The organism is Zhongshania sp., from assembly GCF_047636175.1.
In the GTDB taxonomy this organism is placed as follows: domain Bacteria; phylum Pseudomonadota; class Gammaproteobacteria; order Pseudomonadales; family Spongiibacteraceae; genus Spongiibacter.
The window spans coordinates 76,344-92,079 of the sequence record NZ_JBLIKC010000002.1; the positions used below are offsets into that span (position 1 = coordinate 76,344).

At 50.4% G+C, this 15,736-nt stretch carries 14 protein-coding genes; 6 read left to right on the forward strand and 8 right to left on the reverse strand.

Annotation, left to right across the window (positions count from 1 at the left end):
• Positions 1-7 precede the first annotated feature (7 nt).
• The 4 genes from rsmA to ACI955_RS01415 are packed head-to-tail and all read right to left on the reverse strand — an operon-like array spanning position 8 to position 5,472.
• Positions 8-814, reverse strand: a complete 807-nt coding sequence (gene rsmA / locus ACI955_RS01400) for a 16S rRNA (adenine(1518)-N(6)/adenine(1519)-N(6))-dimethyltransferase RsmA (RefSeq protein WP_415241944.1) — start codon at positions 812-814, stop codon at positions 8-10.
• Positions 814-1,809 carry a 4-hydroxythreonine-4-phosphate dehydrogenase PdxA gene (gene pdxA / locus ACI955_RS01405; RefSeq protein ID WP_415241945.1) on the reverse strand — a complete coding sequence of 332 codons (996 nt, stop codon included), beginning with the start codon at positions 1,807-1,809 and terminating at the stop codon, positions 814-816. Before pdxA ends, rsmA begins: the two co-directional genes overlap by 1 nt.
• Complete coding sequence (locus ACI955_RS01410; protein WP_415241946.1) at positions 1,809-3,089, reverse strand: peptidylprolyl isomerase; 1,281 nt, start codon at positions 3,087-3,089, stop codon at positions 1,809-1,811. Before ACI955_RS01410 ends, pdxA begins: the two co-directional genes overlap by 1 nt.
• Positions 3,067-5,472 (reverse strand): LPS-assembly protein LptD, encoded by a 2,406-nt coding sequence (locus tag ACI955_RS01415; protein WP_415241947.1) that lies wholly within the window; start codon positions 5,470-5,472, stop codon positions 3,067-3,069. Before ACI955_RS01415 ends, ACI955_RS01410 begins: the two co-directional genes overlap by 23 nt.
• A gap of 333 nt (positions 5,473-5,805) precedes the next feature.
• On the opposite strand from ACI955_RS01415, the gene ACI955_RS01420 reads away from it, so the two are divergent.
• The 6 genes from ACI955_RS01420 (at position 5,806) to ACI955_RS01445 (ending at position 11,724) form a co-directional block, all read left to right on the forward strand.
• Positions 5,806-6,840, forward strand: a complete 1,035-nt coding sequence (locus ACI955_RS01420) for an aminoglycoside phosphotransferase family protein (RefSeq protein ID WP_415241948.1) — start codon at positions 5,806-5,808, stop codon at positions 6,838-6,840.
• 5 nt (positions 6,841-6,845) lie between these two features.
• Positions 6,846-7,541, forward strand: coding sequence for an N-acetylmuramate alpha-1-phosphate uridylyltransferase MurU (gene murU, locus ACI955_RS01425; protein ID WP_415242065.1), 696 nt, complete (start codon positions 6,846-6,848; stop codon positions 7,539-7,541).
• Positions 7,542-7,650: 109 nt separating this feature from the next.
• Entirely contained in the window at positions 7,651-8,319 is a 669-nt protein-coding gene (gene rpe, locus ACI955_RS01430; protein WP_415241949.1) for a ribulose-phosphate 3-epimerase, read from the forward strand.
• A complete protein-coding gene (locus ACI955_RS01435; RefSeq protein ID WP_415241950.1) occupies positions 8,316-9,011 on the forward strand; it encodes a phosphoglycolate phosphatase in 696 nt (231 codons plus the stop codon). Before rpe ends, ACI955_RS01435 begins: the two co-directional genes overlap by 4 nt.
• A 136-nt stretch (positions 9,012-9,147) precedes the next feature.
• Complete coding sequence (locus tag ACI955_RS01440) at positions 9,148-9,966, forward strand: UDP-2,3-diacylglucosamine diphosphatase (protein ID WP_415241951.1); 819 nt, start codon at positions 9,148-9,150, stop codon at positions 9,964-9,966.
• An 18-nt stretch (positions 9,967-9,984) separates the two neighbouring features.
• Complete coding sequence (locus ACI955_RS01445; RefSeq protein ID WP_415241952.1) at positions 9,985-11,724, forward strand: lysophospholipid acyltransferase family protein; 1,740 nt, start codon at positions 9,985-9,987, stop codon at positions 11,722-11,724.
• A gap of 172 nt (positions 11,725-11,896) precedes the next feature.
• Here the strand turns inward: ACI955_RS01445 and ACI955_RS01450 are convergent, their stop codons facing one another.
• The 4 genes from ACI955_RS01450 to ACI955_RS01465 all read right to left on the reverse strand — a co-directional run bounded on the left by ACI955_RS01450 (position 11,897) and on the right by ACI955_RS01465 (position 15,509).
• Positions 11,897-12,688 (reverse strand): alpha/beta fold hydrolase, encoded by a 792-nt coding sequence (locus tag ACI955_RS01450; protein ID WP_415241953.1) that lies wholly within the window; start codon positions 12,686-12,688, stop codon positions 11,897-11,899.
• On the reverse strand, positions 12,685-13,815 hold the full coding sequence (locus tag ACI955_RS01455; RefSeq protein WP_415241954.1) for a DUF2817 domain-containing protein: 1,131 nt from the start codon (positions 13,813-13,815) through the stop codon (positions 12,685-12,687). The genes ACI955_RS01450 and ACI955_RS01455 overlap by 4 nt, the downstream gene beginning before the upstream one ends.
• A gap of 8 nt (positions 13,816-13,823) precedes the next feature.
• On the reverse strand, positions 13,824-14,885 hold the full coding sequence (locus ACI955_RS01460; RefSeq protein ID WP_415241955.1) for an MJ1255/VC2487 family glycosyltransferase: 1,062 nt from the start codon (positions 14,883-14,885) through the stop codon (positions 13,824-13,826).
• Positions 14,886-14,978: 93 nt separating this feature from the next.
• On the reverse strand, positions 14,979-15,509 hold the full coding sequence (locus ACI955_RS01465) for a phosphatase PAP2 family protein (RefSeq protein WP_415241956.1): 531 nt from the start codon (positions 15,507-15,509) through the stop codon (positions 14,979-14,981).
• Positions 15,510-15,736: the final 227 nt, after the last annotated feature.

The window sequence follows — 15,736 nt, forward strand, 5'->3', positions numbered from 1 at the left end:
CCGCAAATTACTCGCTGTTGTTGTCTATCGCATTGGCGATGGCAACATATTCCACTAAGCCCAGCTGTTCGGGGCGAAGGCCGGGATCTATTCCCAAACTTTCTATTGCCTCGTTATCGATAACCCCTTTTAGGGTGTTGCGCAAGGTTTTTCGGCGTTGGTTAAACGCGCTGCGCAAGACCATTTGCAGGGTCTCGACATTATTGGCTGGGAGTGGCGGCTTTTCGTAGGGGGTTAATCTTACGATCGCGGATTGTACCTTGGGCTGGGGGGTAAAAGCTTCAGGAGGTACATCAAATAGCGATTCTACTTCGCAATAGTATTGGGCCATGATGCCAAGGCGACCGTAGGTCTTGCTGCCTGGCTGGGCGGCAAGGCGATCTACCACTTCTTTCTGGAGCATAAAGTGCATATCTGCAATGCAGTCATGGGCGGTGAGCAGGTGGAATATCAGCGGCGTCGATATATTGTAGGGCAGATTGCCGACGACCCGCAGTTTCTCACCTGCGGCAAGGGCACCAAAGTCGAACTTGAGGGCGTCACCTTGATGAATACTAAAATTCGATTGTGCGCCGAATTTATGTTCAAGAATGGGAATGAGGTCGCGATCTAGCTCAATAACGTCGAGCTGGCAGCCAGTAGCTAAAATAGATTCGGTGATCGCGCCTTGGCCGGGCCCAATTTCTAGGACGCGTTGATGTTCTAAAGGGGATATCGCGCGAACGATACTGCGAATAATTCCCTGATCATTAAGAAAATTCTGACCAAAACGTTTGCGCGCCTGATGGCGCGGTGGTGATTGGGGCGACTGCATTAATAACTGTTCCTGCTGCTGTGCTCCGCCATAGATATGGCGGTGGTGAGGGCGGCGTTAAAGCTGCCGCTGTCGGCGCGGCCGCTGCCGGCTAAGTCCAAGGCGGTGCCGTGGTCTACTGAGGTGCGAACGATAGGCAGGCCAAGAGTAATGTTTACGGCTTGGCCAAAGCCTTGATATTTAAGTACCGGCAAGCCCTGGTCATGGTACATGGCCAGTACGGCATCGCAGTGCTCAAGATGGCGCGGGGTAAATGCTGTATCTGCAGGTAATGGGCCCTCTAGTTGCCAGCCGCGCTGTCGCAGTTGCTCAAGACAGGGAATAATCGTGTCGATCTCTTCTCTGCCCATATGCCCGCCTTCACCGGCATGGGGATTTAGGCCCAAGACCAAGATGCGGGGTTGCTGACACCCAAATTGCTGCATTAATGCGCTATGTAAAATTTCAGTAACGCGCTGCAGATTATCGCTAGTGATTGCTGCAGGAACCGCACTCAAGGGTAAATGGGTGGTCACTAAGGCGACACGCAGCTGCTCACTGGCCAGCATCATGACTACTTTATCGACATTGCAGCGCTCGGCCAGAAATTCGGTATGGCCGCTAAAGGGAATGCCAGCATCGTTAATAATCGATTTTTGCACTGGCCCGGTAACGAGACCATCACAGTGTCCTGCTATGCACGCATCGGTAGCCTGGCGCAGAGTTTCTAATACGTAATTGGCATTGTCGGTGTTGAGTATGCCGGCTATGGCGGGGCTGCTGCATGGGATATTGACGACTCGCAGTTGACCCGCGCGATGGCGCTGCGGTGTTGCGTTAAAGTCGGCATCGATAATATCTAAAGGCAGACCGATGTCTTTAGCGCGCTGCCGCAGCAGCTCTCGGTCGGCAAAGACCACGAGTTCAGCATTAAAGTCTTGCTGGACTAGTTTAACTAGGAGCTCTGGTCCCACCCCGGCAGGTTCGCCGGGGGTGATGGCAAGGCGTACTGGCATTAAATTTTAATGTCGACAAAGGCTTCGCTGCGAATCTTGCGCAGCCAAATATCGAGTTCGTCGGCGTATTTACGTTCGTGGAGAGCGCTGCGAGCAATTTGTTTGCGCATGTCTTCGGTCACGTCTTTGCTGCGACGTTCAATCACTTTAATAACGTGCCAGCCAAACTGGCTTGCTGTTGGCTTATGAATTTCTCCAAGTGCAGTTTCGTCCATGGCTTCTTGGAATTCTGGCACTAGCTGCCCGGGAGTTGTCCAGCCGAGATCGCCGCCTTCTTGCGCCGAGCCAATATCTTCCGAGAATTCTTTAGCAAGCTCGCGAAAATCTTCGCCTTTTAAAGCGCGTTGGCGCAATTGCTTGGCTAGGGCAATAGTTTGTGACTCATCGCGGATTGCCGACGGTTTTAGCAATATATGGCTGGCGCGGGTTTGCTTGACCAGCTGCTTCACGCCGCGGCTTTCTAAGAGTTTGATAATGTGGAAACCGCTGGCACTTTGCAGTGGTTCCGAGACATCACCGTCATTCATATTGGCGGCTACGTCTTTAAATAGAGCGGGTAGCTCAATGCCTTTGCGCCAGCCGAGGTCGCTGATGCTGATGTTGTCGCTGGCATTGTCCACGCTTTTACCGGTGCGCAGCTTATCGCTTATTGCGGCTGCTTTTGCTTTGGCTTGTTTGCTCTCGGCGTCAGTGGCGTCTGAGCTGACTGGAATGAGGATGTGTGAAAAGTGGAATTCCGGTGAGGTGACTTCCTTGCCTTCTGATGATTGCAGGTAATTTCGGATTTCCTGCTCAGTCACTTGAATACGCTGATTTACGTTACCCATTTGCACGCGCTGAAGAACCATTTCACGGCTGATTTGCTCGCGCACGGCGAGGTAAGAGGCGCCGCTGGAGACCAGTGCTTGCTGGAACTGTGAGATCGACATATTGTTATTGGCGGCAATACGCGCCACCGCAGCGTTTAACTCTTCGTCATCAATACGCAGGCCATAGCGGTTGGCCATTTGCATTTGAATGTTTTCAAGCACCAATAAATCGAGAACCTCTTTGCTCAGCTCATCTTCTGGCGGCCCTTGTTTGCCGGTTCGGGCTATATTGGCTTGAATACCCTGAACACGTTCGTCGAGTTCGCTGGCAAGAATGATATCGTCATCGACGATGGCCACAACCTTATCTAGCCACTCGGTTTCGGCTTGGGTGAGTGGCGCCAGCGCAATCAATAGCACGGCGATAAAAGTTTTTAATAAACGCATATTAGTCATCAGATAAGTAGCCAAAAATACTGTCCTTTAAAACACTAGCGACTGCGGTGCCGAGGCCCCCGAGTCCCTTTAACTGAAATTCGATCAATACAGCAGAATTATTTTGAGTTCCGGTATTGTTGGTGCCAACTACATTAGACCCATTGTTGTCGTCGGGTTCCAAGGCCCATTGATAAACAATGCGGGTAAGCCAGCAGCAGTTCTGGTATTCCGCGCCAACAAGATTTTCGACAGGGCGATCGTCCTCGAAATCATATTGGGTTTTGGCAAATAGTTTCCACTGGTCATTTAGCGGCAAACTCAAAGAAACATCGCCCTGCTTAACGTCGTTCTCTAAACCACCGAGATTGTTTCCTTTACGACGAAAGGTATAGCCGGCGTTAAACAGGGTGCCGTTGTCGCTGCGCTGATGGTAGCTCAGATTGGTCTGATTGAGCACCCCTTGGCGGGCATCATACAGAATATCAGTGCTCAACCAGCGATTGTCGTCCGGCAGAATACGAATTTGGCCAGCCAAATCGGAGTTGCTGCTTTTTCGCACGGTATCACCGGGCAACTGGACCCGGCCATCATCAAAATAATGCAATTGACCAAGGCTGGCAGTGAGGACTTCGCGTCCCGCATTATTATTAATAAGGCGGCTGCTTACGCCCACGGTAATTTGATTCGCATCGTCTAGTCGGTCGTGGCCGGTAAAACGGGTGTCGCGGAAAAGCTGTTGATAGGTAAATGTCAGAGCAGAGCTGTCGAAGTCAGGCTGGCCGATTTGCTCCTGATATTCGGCATAACGATAAAACAGTCGCGGTTCAACGGTTTGGGTCCAGTCTTGATCAGATATTTTTACATCACGTTCAAAATATAAGCCGCTATCAAGGCTAAATTGGCCGCTGTTGGCGCTGGGACTGCCATCAATGCCGGCTAAATCTGCGTCTTCTAGCTCGTAGCGAACATGACGACTTTTGATGGCGGGTTCAAGAAAACCCCAGCGCCAGCGCATCGGTAAGCTGGCTCCTGCGGTGCCAAACAGGCGTTGCCCCGTTACTCTGCCGCCGCCTTGGCGAAGTTTATCGCGGTGATCGAACTGGGTGTACTCAAATTCAATGCTGGGTTCCAGTTTGAAATTCTTTGCCGGTGATTGGTAGTTCAAACTCAGTTGTGGCAGTTTTTGGTAGGGATCTTCAACCGCGGCAATGGTCTGATAGCGCTGCACTTCAATACGTCCAGTCCAGTCGTCAGAGCTGTAATTGACTGCCGCTTGCTGATTTAGGTGAGTGCTGCGTTTGACCGCTAGATTGGCAAGGCCCAAGTCACTAAAGTAGTCATCGTCGCTGACTTTAGTAAAATCGATTTCAGTGCCCCAGCGTTCATTAATATAGCCTTCTTCGGCCACGCCTAGTAACCAGCGGTTGATATCTTCCCTTTTATCATTGCCTAAGTAGCTGGTGTTGACGGCCCACTCGCTGTATTTATTTAAATAGCGCAATTCAGCTTCTATAGCCTCGCCACGTTGCTCGATGTAACGCGGTGAAATAATGGCATCGTAGTTGGGAGCAAGATTTAAGTAATACGGTGTTGATATATCTAGGCTGCCATCAGCCACCCCGATAGACGGGAACAAAAAGCCCGTTGCACGGCGTTCATCGACAGGGAAGTTTAGATAAGGCGTATAAAATACCGGAAAGTCGTAGACTCGAATACTGGTTCCTCGCGCCACACCACGGCCACTGTCGTAATCTAAAACAATGCTGTCGGCGTGTAGCGACCAGGTTTCATTATCAGGCGTGCATTGAGTGTAACTCGCTTGTTCGAGCTCAAAGCGGCTGTAGTCGGGCCGCGAAATACGCCTCGCGGTGCCGCGGGCGCCAGTATCAAAGCTTAAAATTTCCGCTTGTTCTAGTTCGCCTAAGCCTTTGTTAGTGTTGATTTCGGCGAACTGACCCCGCAATAAAATACCTGGCTGGCGCAAAACCACATTGTCACGCAACATCACGGTGTTATTGCTGCGATTATACTGCGCGTATCCCGCATCTAGGCTTAGGTCGCCTTTACGGAGTTGGACGTCGCCGGTCATGGTGGCTTTGTCGCCGATAGATTCAATGGTGTCGGCGGAGACGTTTAGCGGCGCGCGCAGTGGCGTTTGGTCAGCCCCCTCCCAGTTTCTTGCAGGTTCAATGAACCGCCCCTGGCAGCCGGGGCTGAGGCCGCATTTCGCGGATTCACTCAGGTGGGAGTTTGGTACCCAGTGCCAGTGCTGATAGTACGCAGGTAATTCCGAGGTGTCGGTATTGAGTGCCGAGGCGTCTGTGCTACTGCAATCTGCGGCGGCATTTACCTGTGCTAGCACCGACCCCGGGAGGGCAGCGAGCAGGGATATTAGAATTAGGCGAAACGCTGACATCAGTAAATGATTTTATTCTGGCGATGGAGCCCGGATTGGCGAAGGTGGATAATAAAGCATTCTCTGCTAGGATGCCCGCCTGAGTGCAGAAAAGGGCTAAAACTCTGGTCTGTGGCGATGCATATAGAGATCTTTGCCGGCGTAGGAGTTTGCTTCTGTGGCGAGCAAACACGCTGAGAATAAAGGTGTTAATGCCTATAAACTGCCAGTTATGTGTCATTGCGGCCAGCGGTAGCTGCAATCAGGGGGCGCCACCAGAGTGAAAAATATCAGTATTGGATAGATCCCTCATAGCAACGGTCTCTAAATATGAGTCGTTAACGGAATTAAGATATGAATCAAATTTTGAGCGAGCTGCATAGCTGGTGTTTGCAGCAGTTGGCTTTGTCTGCAAGCGATGCCGCAAATACGCTGGAGGTGGTGTCGGGCGATGCTAGCTTTCGACATTATTACCGACTGCCATTAAATGCCGGTGGCAGTGTGATTGCGGTGCATGCGCCGCCAGAGAAAGAAGATAATCTCGCGTTTTCAATGGTTCAGGGTCTATTACACCGTCATGGCGCGCGGGTGCCTGAGCTTTTGGCCTGGGATCAAGAGCGCGGGTTCCTATTGCAGGAGGATTTTGGCGATCAGCTATTGGGTCCGCTGTTGGTGAACAGTGCGGCGGCGGATCACTATTATCGTCAAGCTTTTCGCAACCTGCTGACCCTGCAAGCAATTCCGGTGACGGCACACGAGCTTCCCCAATACGACGGTGCGCGCCTCCAGACCGAAATGGCGCTGTTTCCCGAATGGTTTGTTGAGGGCCTATTGGGCTATAAATTAAACGTCGATGAGCAAGCGATGCTCACAGACGTCTTTGACTTACTGATCGCGCGCGCTCTGCAGCAGGCGCAAGTGCTGGTTCATCGCGACTTTCACAGCCGTAATTTAATGGTGTTGGCAGATGAACGTCTAGGCATGATTGATTTTCAGGACGCAGTGCAGGGCCCCATCACTTACGATCTGGTTTCTCTTGTGCGCGACTGTTATATCAGCTGGTCGCCGGAGCAGGTCGATGATTGGATTGGGGTCTATCGGCAAATGGCGATGCGGGCGGGTCTATTAAGTAATATTAGCGAAGCCGACTTTTTGCAAGATGTCGACTGGATGGGCATGCAGCGCCATATCAAAGTGCTGGGCATCTTTGCTCGCTTACATCTTCGCGACGGAAAATCTAACTACCTGAGTGATTTGCCTTTAGTTATTGCCTACACCCTCGGCGTTGCCAGCCAGTATCCCGAATTGGAGGCATTTTGTGGCTGGTTTGAAGAAAAACTGATACCAATTATTATCGGGCAGTCTTGGTATACGGGTCTTGATTTGTGAAAGCAATGATTCTTGCCGCCGGTTTAGGCACGCGGATGCGACCGCTGACTGATCACACGCCCAAACCCTTGCTAAGGGCCGGTGGTAAGGCCCTCATTGACTACCATATTGAAAAGCTGGCTGCCGCGGGTATTAGCGACATTGTGGTGAATTGTTTCTGGCTAGCAGATCAGTTAGACGCCTATTTGGCAGGCGTCGGGCGGCGCTGCGGGCTAGTTATAAAGGTATCCCGCGAGCAAACACCATTGGAAACCGCTGGCGGTGTTGTCCAGGCACTGCCGCTGTTGTGCGATGGCAATTCTGATGACGAACCCTTTTTGCTGATTAATGGCGATATTTGGACGGATTTTGACTTCGCCACTTTAATCGCCAAGCGGCCGGATGCAGCCCATTTAGTGATGATTAAAAATCCGGACCATAATCCTTTAGGTGACTTTGGGCTTAGCGCCCCGGGTTTAGTCACAGAAAAGAGCGCTGTCGGGGATGAAGCTAGCTATACTTTTTCTGGTATCAGTGTCTGGCGGCCATCGGTATTTAGCGATTTTAGTGTCGGCAAACGCGCTTTGAAATCGGTAATGCAGGCGGCGATGGCGAGGGCGGCGGTAAGCGGCGATTTATATGATGGCCATTGGTGGGATATTGGCACACCTGAGCGGCTAGCGGCATTAGACGTATTTTTAAAGGTTAAAACTGACAGCTGAATCTGGACCGAGATTGGCGTAAAATGTCGGTCTGAGTATTTAACGACCTTGTGCTTTAGCGCATGGGAAAACGACTTCAATTACAATGATAAACAAAGCGGGAAACACTATGGCTGATTACTGGATAGCGCCGTCAATACTGTCGGCTAATTTTGCCTGTCTGGGTGCGGAAGTGGATGCGGTGCTAGAGGCGGGCGCAGACATTGTGCACTTTGATGTAATGGATAATCACTATGTGCCGAATCTTACCATTGGCCCTTTGGTGTGCAAAGCCTTGCGTAAACATGGCGTGAAAGCGCCGATAGACGTGCATTTAATGGTCTCGCCGGTTGACCGGATGATTGCCGATTTTGCAGAGGCTGGCGCCAGCATTATTACTTTCCATCCCGATGCTTCCACCCATATTGATCGCTCATTGCAGATGATTCGCGATGCCGGCTGTAAGGCGGGCTTGGTATTGAATCCCGCGGTCGGCCCCGACGTATTGAAATATGTCATGGATAAGCTCGACATGATTTTGTTAATGTCGGTGAATCCCGGTTTTGGTGGTCAGAGCTTTATTCCATCAACCATTGATAAAATCAAAGAGGTGAGGGCGCTTATTGATGCATCCGGTCGGAGTATTCGTCTGGAAGTTGACGGCGGAATATCAGCCAACAATATCGCCGAAATCGCCGCGGCAGGTGCCGACACCTTTGTTGCCGGTTCGGCTATTTTCAATGGCGGTGAATATATTGATGTCATTGAAAAAATGCGAAGTGAATTAGCCGGCGTATGAAAAAACTGCAGAGCCTTCTTGGCGGCCGCGAGCTTAAGGCGATTCTATTCGATTTAGACGGCACCCTGATTGATAGTGTGCCGGATTTAGCCGCCGCCCTAGATGCAAGCTTAGAACAGTTAAATTACCCGCCAGCAGGCCTTGCAAGAACTCGATCTTGGGTGGGCAATGGCGCGCGTAAATTAGTAGTGCGCGCTTTGTCATTTGCCTTGGAAATACCTGAGAAGTCAGTAAGCGAAGAGATCACAGATAAATTGCTCGCGGTTTTCTTTAAGCACTATGGCGAGCAAACTTGTCAGCGAACCACGATGTATAATGGTGTTTTTCAGGCCCTCTCAGTTTGGCACGAACAGGGTATTAAGATGGCCTGTGTCACCAATAAGCCAGCGCGATTCAGTCGTCCTATTTTGGCGCATTTTGGTATGGATACTTTTATGCCTATATTGGTTGGTGGTGACACGCTCAGTGTTCGCAAGCCAGATCCTGCGCCGCTATTACTGGCCTGTGAGCAACTCGGTGTCGATCTTGGGAATACCGTCATGGTCGGTGATTCAATCAACGATGTGCACGCTGCAAGGGCAGCCAAAATGCCGGTTGCCTGTGTGAGTTATGGCTATAACCACGGGGCGCCTATAGCCGACGCGCAACCTGATTTATTAGTCGATCATTTCTTAGATTTATTAGCCACATAATAATTGTTGACGCTTAATGCTCGGCGTCATTTTATTCCCACCCATGACACTGTCATAAAATTGCCTTTAAAAAGCCCTCTGTTTGTCACCTTGAAGTCCTAATCTTGCTACAAATGCATAGCGAGGATGCATACGCGTGGAAACAAGACAGCGATACAAAACCATTTGGTTATCCGATATTCATCTCGGTTTTAAAGATTGCCGTGCGGACTACCTTCTTGATTTTCTTAACAGTGTTGAATGCGAGACGCTTTATTTGGTTGGCGATATTGTCGATCTTTGGGCGCTAAAGCGAAGCTTCTTTTGGCCAGCCAGTCACTACGATGTAGTCAGGGCCTTATTCGCTAAAGCCAGTAGCGGCACGCGGCTGGTATATATACCGGGTAATCATGACGAGCCATTGCGAGATTATGTTGGTCATATTCTTGGACCTATTGAAATAAAGCGTGAAGCTATTCACACCACCGTGAACGGAAAACGTTTGTTGATGTTTCACGGTGACTGCCTTGACGAGCATATACGTTTGCGTAAATGGGAGCACCTCGTTGGTGATGTAGCTTACGATTTCTTATTGTTTTTGAACCGCTGGGCTAATGTTTTGCGCAGTCGCTTTGGCCACAATTATTGGTCTTTAGCGACCTATATCAAGCAGCGAATTCCCAACGCTAGAAATGTAATTAGTGTCTTTGAGGAGGCGGCGGTCAAAGAGGCATCAAGACGCGGTTTAGATGGCGTCATCTGTGGTCATATTCATCAGCCGGCACTGAAAAATATTAAAGGTTTACTGTATTGCAATGACGGCGACTGGATTGAGAACTGCACCTTGTTAGGTGAAACCTACCAAGGAAATTTAGAGTTGGTGCAATGGACCGAGCATCAGACCTTATTGCAAAGCATGTCGGATAATGGCGGTCCAGCTGAAGCGCAATTATTACCCCTGCGTCGCGCCGGATAATAACTAGGAGTAGATATTATGATTTCTGTTGATGCTGTGATTGATGAGCAATTTCCTAAAATCTCCAAGGGCTATCCACGTATAAAGAGAACACTATCAGCGTTGTTGAAATACTTATTTCATGAGGCGGAGTTTAAGCAATTCGAGAAAGACTATCCCTATCTTCAAGGCTTAGATTTTATTGAGAAGGGCCTAGACTACTTTGACTTTGGTTACGCGGTTAGTGCGTTGGATAAAGAGCGTATCCCCTTAAGCGGTCGGGTAGTGATAATTTCCAATCATCCTATTGGTAGTCTCGACGGCTTGGCGCTATTAAAACTGGTTTCAGAAGTTCGCAGCGACGTCAAAGTGATTGCCAACGAGTTACTTTATGCGATCAAACCGCTGCGTTCACTGCTGTTGCCGGTAGATAATATGAGCGGCAAACGTAATCGCAGAGAGAACTTGCAAGCTATTCATAATCACCTTAGTGCTGAGGGTGCGGTTATCATATTTCCTGCTGGAGAAGTCTCACGTTTTAGCCCTGCGGGTATTCGTGACGGCCGCTGGCGCAATGGCTTCATCAAATTTGCGAGTAAAGCCAAGGCGCCTATTTTGCCAGTGCATATTAATGCTCGCAATTCAGTATTTTTCTACGCCCTGTCCTTGCTGGCGAAACCCCTGTCGACGCTGTGGCTGATTCGAGAGATGTTCAAGCAGAGTAATCGCACCGTAATAGTCACCATTGGCCCTGCTATTGAGGCTGATGTCTACCAAAAGCTACCTTTAACTGCCCCTGCAAAAGCTAGGCTGTTTAAAAAGCATATTTATAAATTGGGACGTCGTAAGCGCGGTGGCGAGTCCTGCTTTATGCCTGTTGCGCAAGCGGTCGCTCACCCCGAGGATAGACAGAAATTACGCCGCGCTATTCGTCAATGTGACCATCTTGGTAGTACCCGAGACGGTATGGAAATTTACTGCTATCAATACAGTGGCGATTGCACTGTGATGCGTGAAATAGGCCGCCTGCGTGAAGTGAGCTTTCGCGCTGTTGGTGAAGGCACTGGCCATCGCCGTGATGTAGACGCTTTTGACGCCTACTACGATCATATTGTGCTGTGGGACGAAAACCAGCTGGAGCTGGTGGGAGCTTATCGTTTAAAGCGGCTTAAAGATTTAGCAGAAGGTGAGACCTTATACAGCGAGTCGCTGTTTGAGTATCAGATCCCCTATGCGGAAGACTATTTTGAGTGTGGCGCTGAATTGGGGCGCAGCTTCGTTCAGCCGCGTTACTGGGGTAGAAATGGTCTGGATTATCTCTGGCAGGGTCTGGGCACTTACCTGCGTCGCTACCCAGAGGTTCGCTACTTATTCGGGCCGGTCAGTCTAAGCGATAGCCTGCCGCGTGGTGCAAAAGACTTGTTGATTCAATTTTATCAGGCTCACTTCCCGGCAACGCAGCCTTGGGCCAAGGCTAGCAGCCCCTATAAAAGTGAATTGACTGAAACGGTATTTAGCGGTCAAGACTATCGCGACGAGTTCGCCACACTTAAAGAGCAGCTCGCGGCGATGGGTTGTTCGGTGCCCACTTTGTACAAGCAATATACTGAATTGTGTGAAGACGGTGGGGTAAGTTTTGCCGCCTTTAATGTGGACCCAGACTTTGCCGATTGCATTGACGGTTTAGTGCTGGTGGACATAGAAAAAATGAAGCCAGCTCGCCGCAAACGCTATTTAGGTGAAACACCGTCGGCAGGGCAGCAGCCAAAAGCTGCCTAAGCTCTAGCCCAGACCAAATTAAAATCAATAAATAGCTTGGCTACTCTTGGGATCGGATTTATCCAAAGTGCGTTACCGCTTAAGTAATAGGGGGTAAACTTTGGTTGATTAGGGTTTTCGCTATCGAAGGTAATGAGTGACTCGCTCCCGCAAGTGGAGATCAACTATGATTTCAGCCTTGGATTGTTTTGAATACGCCAATTAACCACGCGGCATCATCAATTGGTAAGTCATGACCGGCGGTACTATGCAGTGTTAGCCAGCAATGATATTTGTTGGCAAGGTATTCACTGCATTTATATGAAACCATTCGGTCGGCGCGGCTACTGATAAAATGGCCCTTAGCGTTTGCAATGCTAGCGACTGATGGTGATTTGAATTGCGATGCGGCAATAAGCTGCCGCAGTACATTGCGTTTGGTGCTTGGGCGCAGCTGTCGAATGTGGCACCACTGGCCTAGTAACTCGGCGTGTTGGGTGTTGTTATTGCTCACCATTTTGAGTATGGCGCTCTCCTGAGTAGCATGGCTGGTGGCTAAAAGTGCATGGGCAGTGGCAGTAATAGCGCCGGGTTTTATGCGTTGAAGTAATCCGCAATCTGCACTGCTGCTATTGATGAAAATGGCCTTGGCAATGTCTTGTGGCGCCATAGCTAACCAGTCTAGCGCAACCATACCACCTAGAGAGAGTGCGACCACGCCAAAGGCTTGCCCAGTGTTGGCGATGTATTGCGGCAGTCGCTGTTGAACGTCTCGGCGAATATCGGCGATGGTGAGCGGCGAGGGGCGCTGATGCTCGCTGCCGAATCCTGGTAGATCAATAGCGTGGCAGTGCCAGCCAAGTTCGGCCTCGCAGCGTTGTATAAAGTCTCCCCAGTGCGCTTGCTCGCGACCTAGACCGCGAAGGAATACCCAGTGTTTAATATCGGGGGCGTAAGTGTCTTGTATTGCATCTAAGGTATTCATAACTGCCGATACCAAAGGCTTTGTGCCATCTGCTGCATTTCACGTTCCTGCTCTCCACTTGGCTGCCAGTACTCGATATTCCGCGCTGCGGCGAGTAGGAAGTCAATCAGTAGTAGATGACCTCGCAAGACCCTAGCTTGGCGATGGGGCACAGTTGGGTTGAATAATCCCGCAAAGCTAAACAGTTGTTGGGGATGTTTTTTAACCCACAGCCATGAGCCCATTTCTAAGGTCAGCGGCAGCAGCGTGATGCCGTCGGCGCGGCATTGGCGATGGAAGTAATCCCAAATATCACCGTGGCTTAGGTAGTGCATCGCCTGTGGGCCAAAGACGTAATTGTGATGGGGAAAATTGCGCTCCCATAGTAATTTGAGTGCAACGTAGCTAGCAATGTCGTCAATGGGTTGGCGCCGGTAGGCATAGGGAATCCAGAGCTGATCTTGAAAACCGAAGCCGGAGTGAAAATCGATAACTATACTTGGGCGAGCTATCTGGCAGTAACGTTTGATTATATTTTGCAGGGCGACAAATTCAACTTCAGCTTCTGCGCCACGCTTACCTCGATACCAGGGAATAGCTTTTGAAATGCGCTGACCGCCAATCAAAAAAGGCACTTTGTCTTCAGCGTCGATAGGGGCGTGACGATTCAAGTCAACACCGTTGGGATTGCAGCGTGAGTCCTGAAGCATCCCGCCGGGATTGACGATAGGTACCGCCACGATGGCAATATCGGTATTAAACTGCGCGCGCCAAAGGGCGTCCCAGCGACAACGTTCAATAACCGTTTCTAACCAGGCTAATAAAACCTGGGTGCCGATGCGTTCCACGCCGTGAATGCCGGCGGTCAGGAGTAGGCAATGTTTTGCGGTATGTGGGTTGCCAATAGTAAGTGACACCAAGGGCAGGGTGAAGTCTTTAACGTCAATGAGCGCTTCGGTGCGGGTAGAAATTAAGTCACCGGCCTGACGGCAAAGCTGCTCCATAGAGATGAGCTCAGACAAGCGGTGGCGAAGCCGACCGCGGCATTCATCCATAACGTCAGTGAAATCGGGTAGTTCGGGTCCGTGCAGTTCGCTTTCGGTATTGACTGATAGATTCTGAGGGTGGTTTCGATCGCTATATTTCATCAATAATGTCAGCCCGTTGCAGCAATCGTATGACTAGGTCGACCGGTTTGTTCCCAGAGTGAGGAGACTAAATGACTGCTGTCATGCCACTCGCCACTTAGCAGCCAGTCACAGATTGCCGCCGCAACATCGGGGTAGTGGGCCGGCAGTTGCGAGGGGATATTGGCAAGCCAGTTTTCAATATTTTTTGCCGAAAACTCGTGCATCACACTGGCCACGCCGAGTTGTTGTAAGGCGACGGCGTTTCCTAATTGCTCTGCTTGGCCGGCAACCGGTTTGGCTAAGGCAGGAATTCCCATGTGCAGGCATTCGCTGATTAACTCGAAGCCGGCATTGCATATAACGCCCTTAGCATGACAGAGCTGGTGCTTAAAATCGTGCAAGCTAGTTGGCCGGCGACTGATATTTCCACATTCCTCACGCTCTAGTTGAGGCGCGTATTGAATAAATTTCTGCGCCGGGAATTTAGCGAGTGCCTCACTGACCTGCTGCTGATCCTCAAAGGGGAGATACACCACAATATGTGGGGGTGTCGTGCAGGGCTGGCGAATCTCGTCGGGATTGATGATAGGCGGTGTGATGTTGGCGTTGAAGTTGCTCCAGTGTAGGCCCAGTCGATATTGCACTGGTGCGAAGAACCGCATAATTAAGCGGTTGCGCAAGTCGACGCCACTTTGCGGTACCTCTGGATAGCCAAATGCGTACTGGTGGCCAACACCAATAACGGGCTTTTTTTGTAGCCTACCGGCCCAGGCAGTAATCGGTTCAAAGTCGGTTATGATGGCGTCATAGCTACTGAGGTCAAGATTGCGAACATCGCGGATAAACGTCAGTGGTTTAAGGTGAGCTAAGGTTTTTAGCGCGCTGATACTCCCTTTGTTAGTTGCGAATGTAAGGCCGTCACGGAACTGATAGTGTCCAAAAATGTCCATATCAAAGTACTGGTCAGGTGCGCGTCCGGAAAATAAAAAGCGAACGTCGACGTTTTTTTCCGCAAAGTGTTTGGCCATCATGCGGGCCCGGGAGATATGGCCGTTACCGGTTCCCTGTACGCCGTAAAGCAGTCTCATAATTTTTCTCTGGGGTTAGGTGCGGCTCGCCAAGGTCATGAATATAAAGAGTGGTGTGGTTGGCGCTTGCCCCGTGTGGGTCGCGGGATAGGCCTAGATCGCCGTGACAATAGAATGCCCTAAATAGGCTATGCCCATGCCTAGGCTGGCGCCGGCGAGGGTGTCGGTGGGGAAGTGCACCCCGAGAATAACCCTCGACGCCCCGACTCCGGTGGCCCATATAAACAGTGGGATCCCGGCCGCACCAAAGAACAGCACAGTCATGGTTGCCAGCAGAAATGCGGCGGCGGTGTGGCCTGAGGGAAAGCTGAATTCGTCTGAGGCAATAATCGCCGCGCTGAATGCTGGAATGGCCGCTGGTGGTCGTTTTCTGCGGCAGGTGTTTTTAAGCACCCAGTAGGCGGGTAGCCAGGCGGCAAAACTAATAGTCACTGCACTAAAATAGGCTAGGCCTTGGCTGATCCCCATGGCGTAAACGCAAAGGGGGAGGCCGAGTTGGGCATAGCCGTCGCCGGTTTTTGATACACTGCGGGCTACACGAGATAATTGCTGCTGGTGGCGAGTATTAACGCAAGCCAGAAACATTCGCACATCGAACTGATTAATCGACTGTATTAAGCGCATAGTTTTATCCTCACAAATAAAACCATACGCGGATGTGTTTTCAGTATTGTGACGAGGGTGTTTCAGTTTAAAGACAGTATACGGTGATATTTCCCTAGCTTATTAAGATGTCTTAGTCGTTCTTGATCAACAATATACTGCCGCGTCGATGGCGTCTTGCCAATACTTTACTAGGTGTGATCTTAGCACCGAGTGCGTTGACCGCGCGGTTAAGTTACATGGCGCAA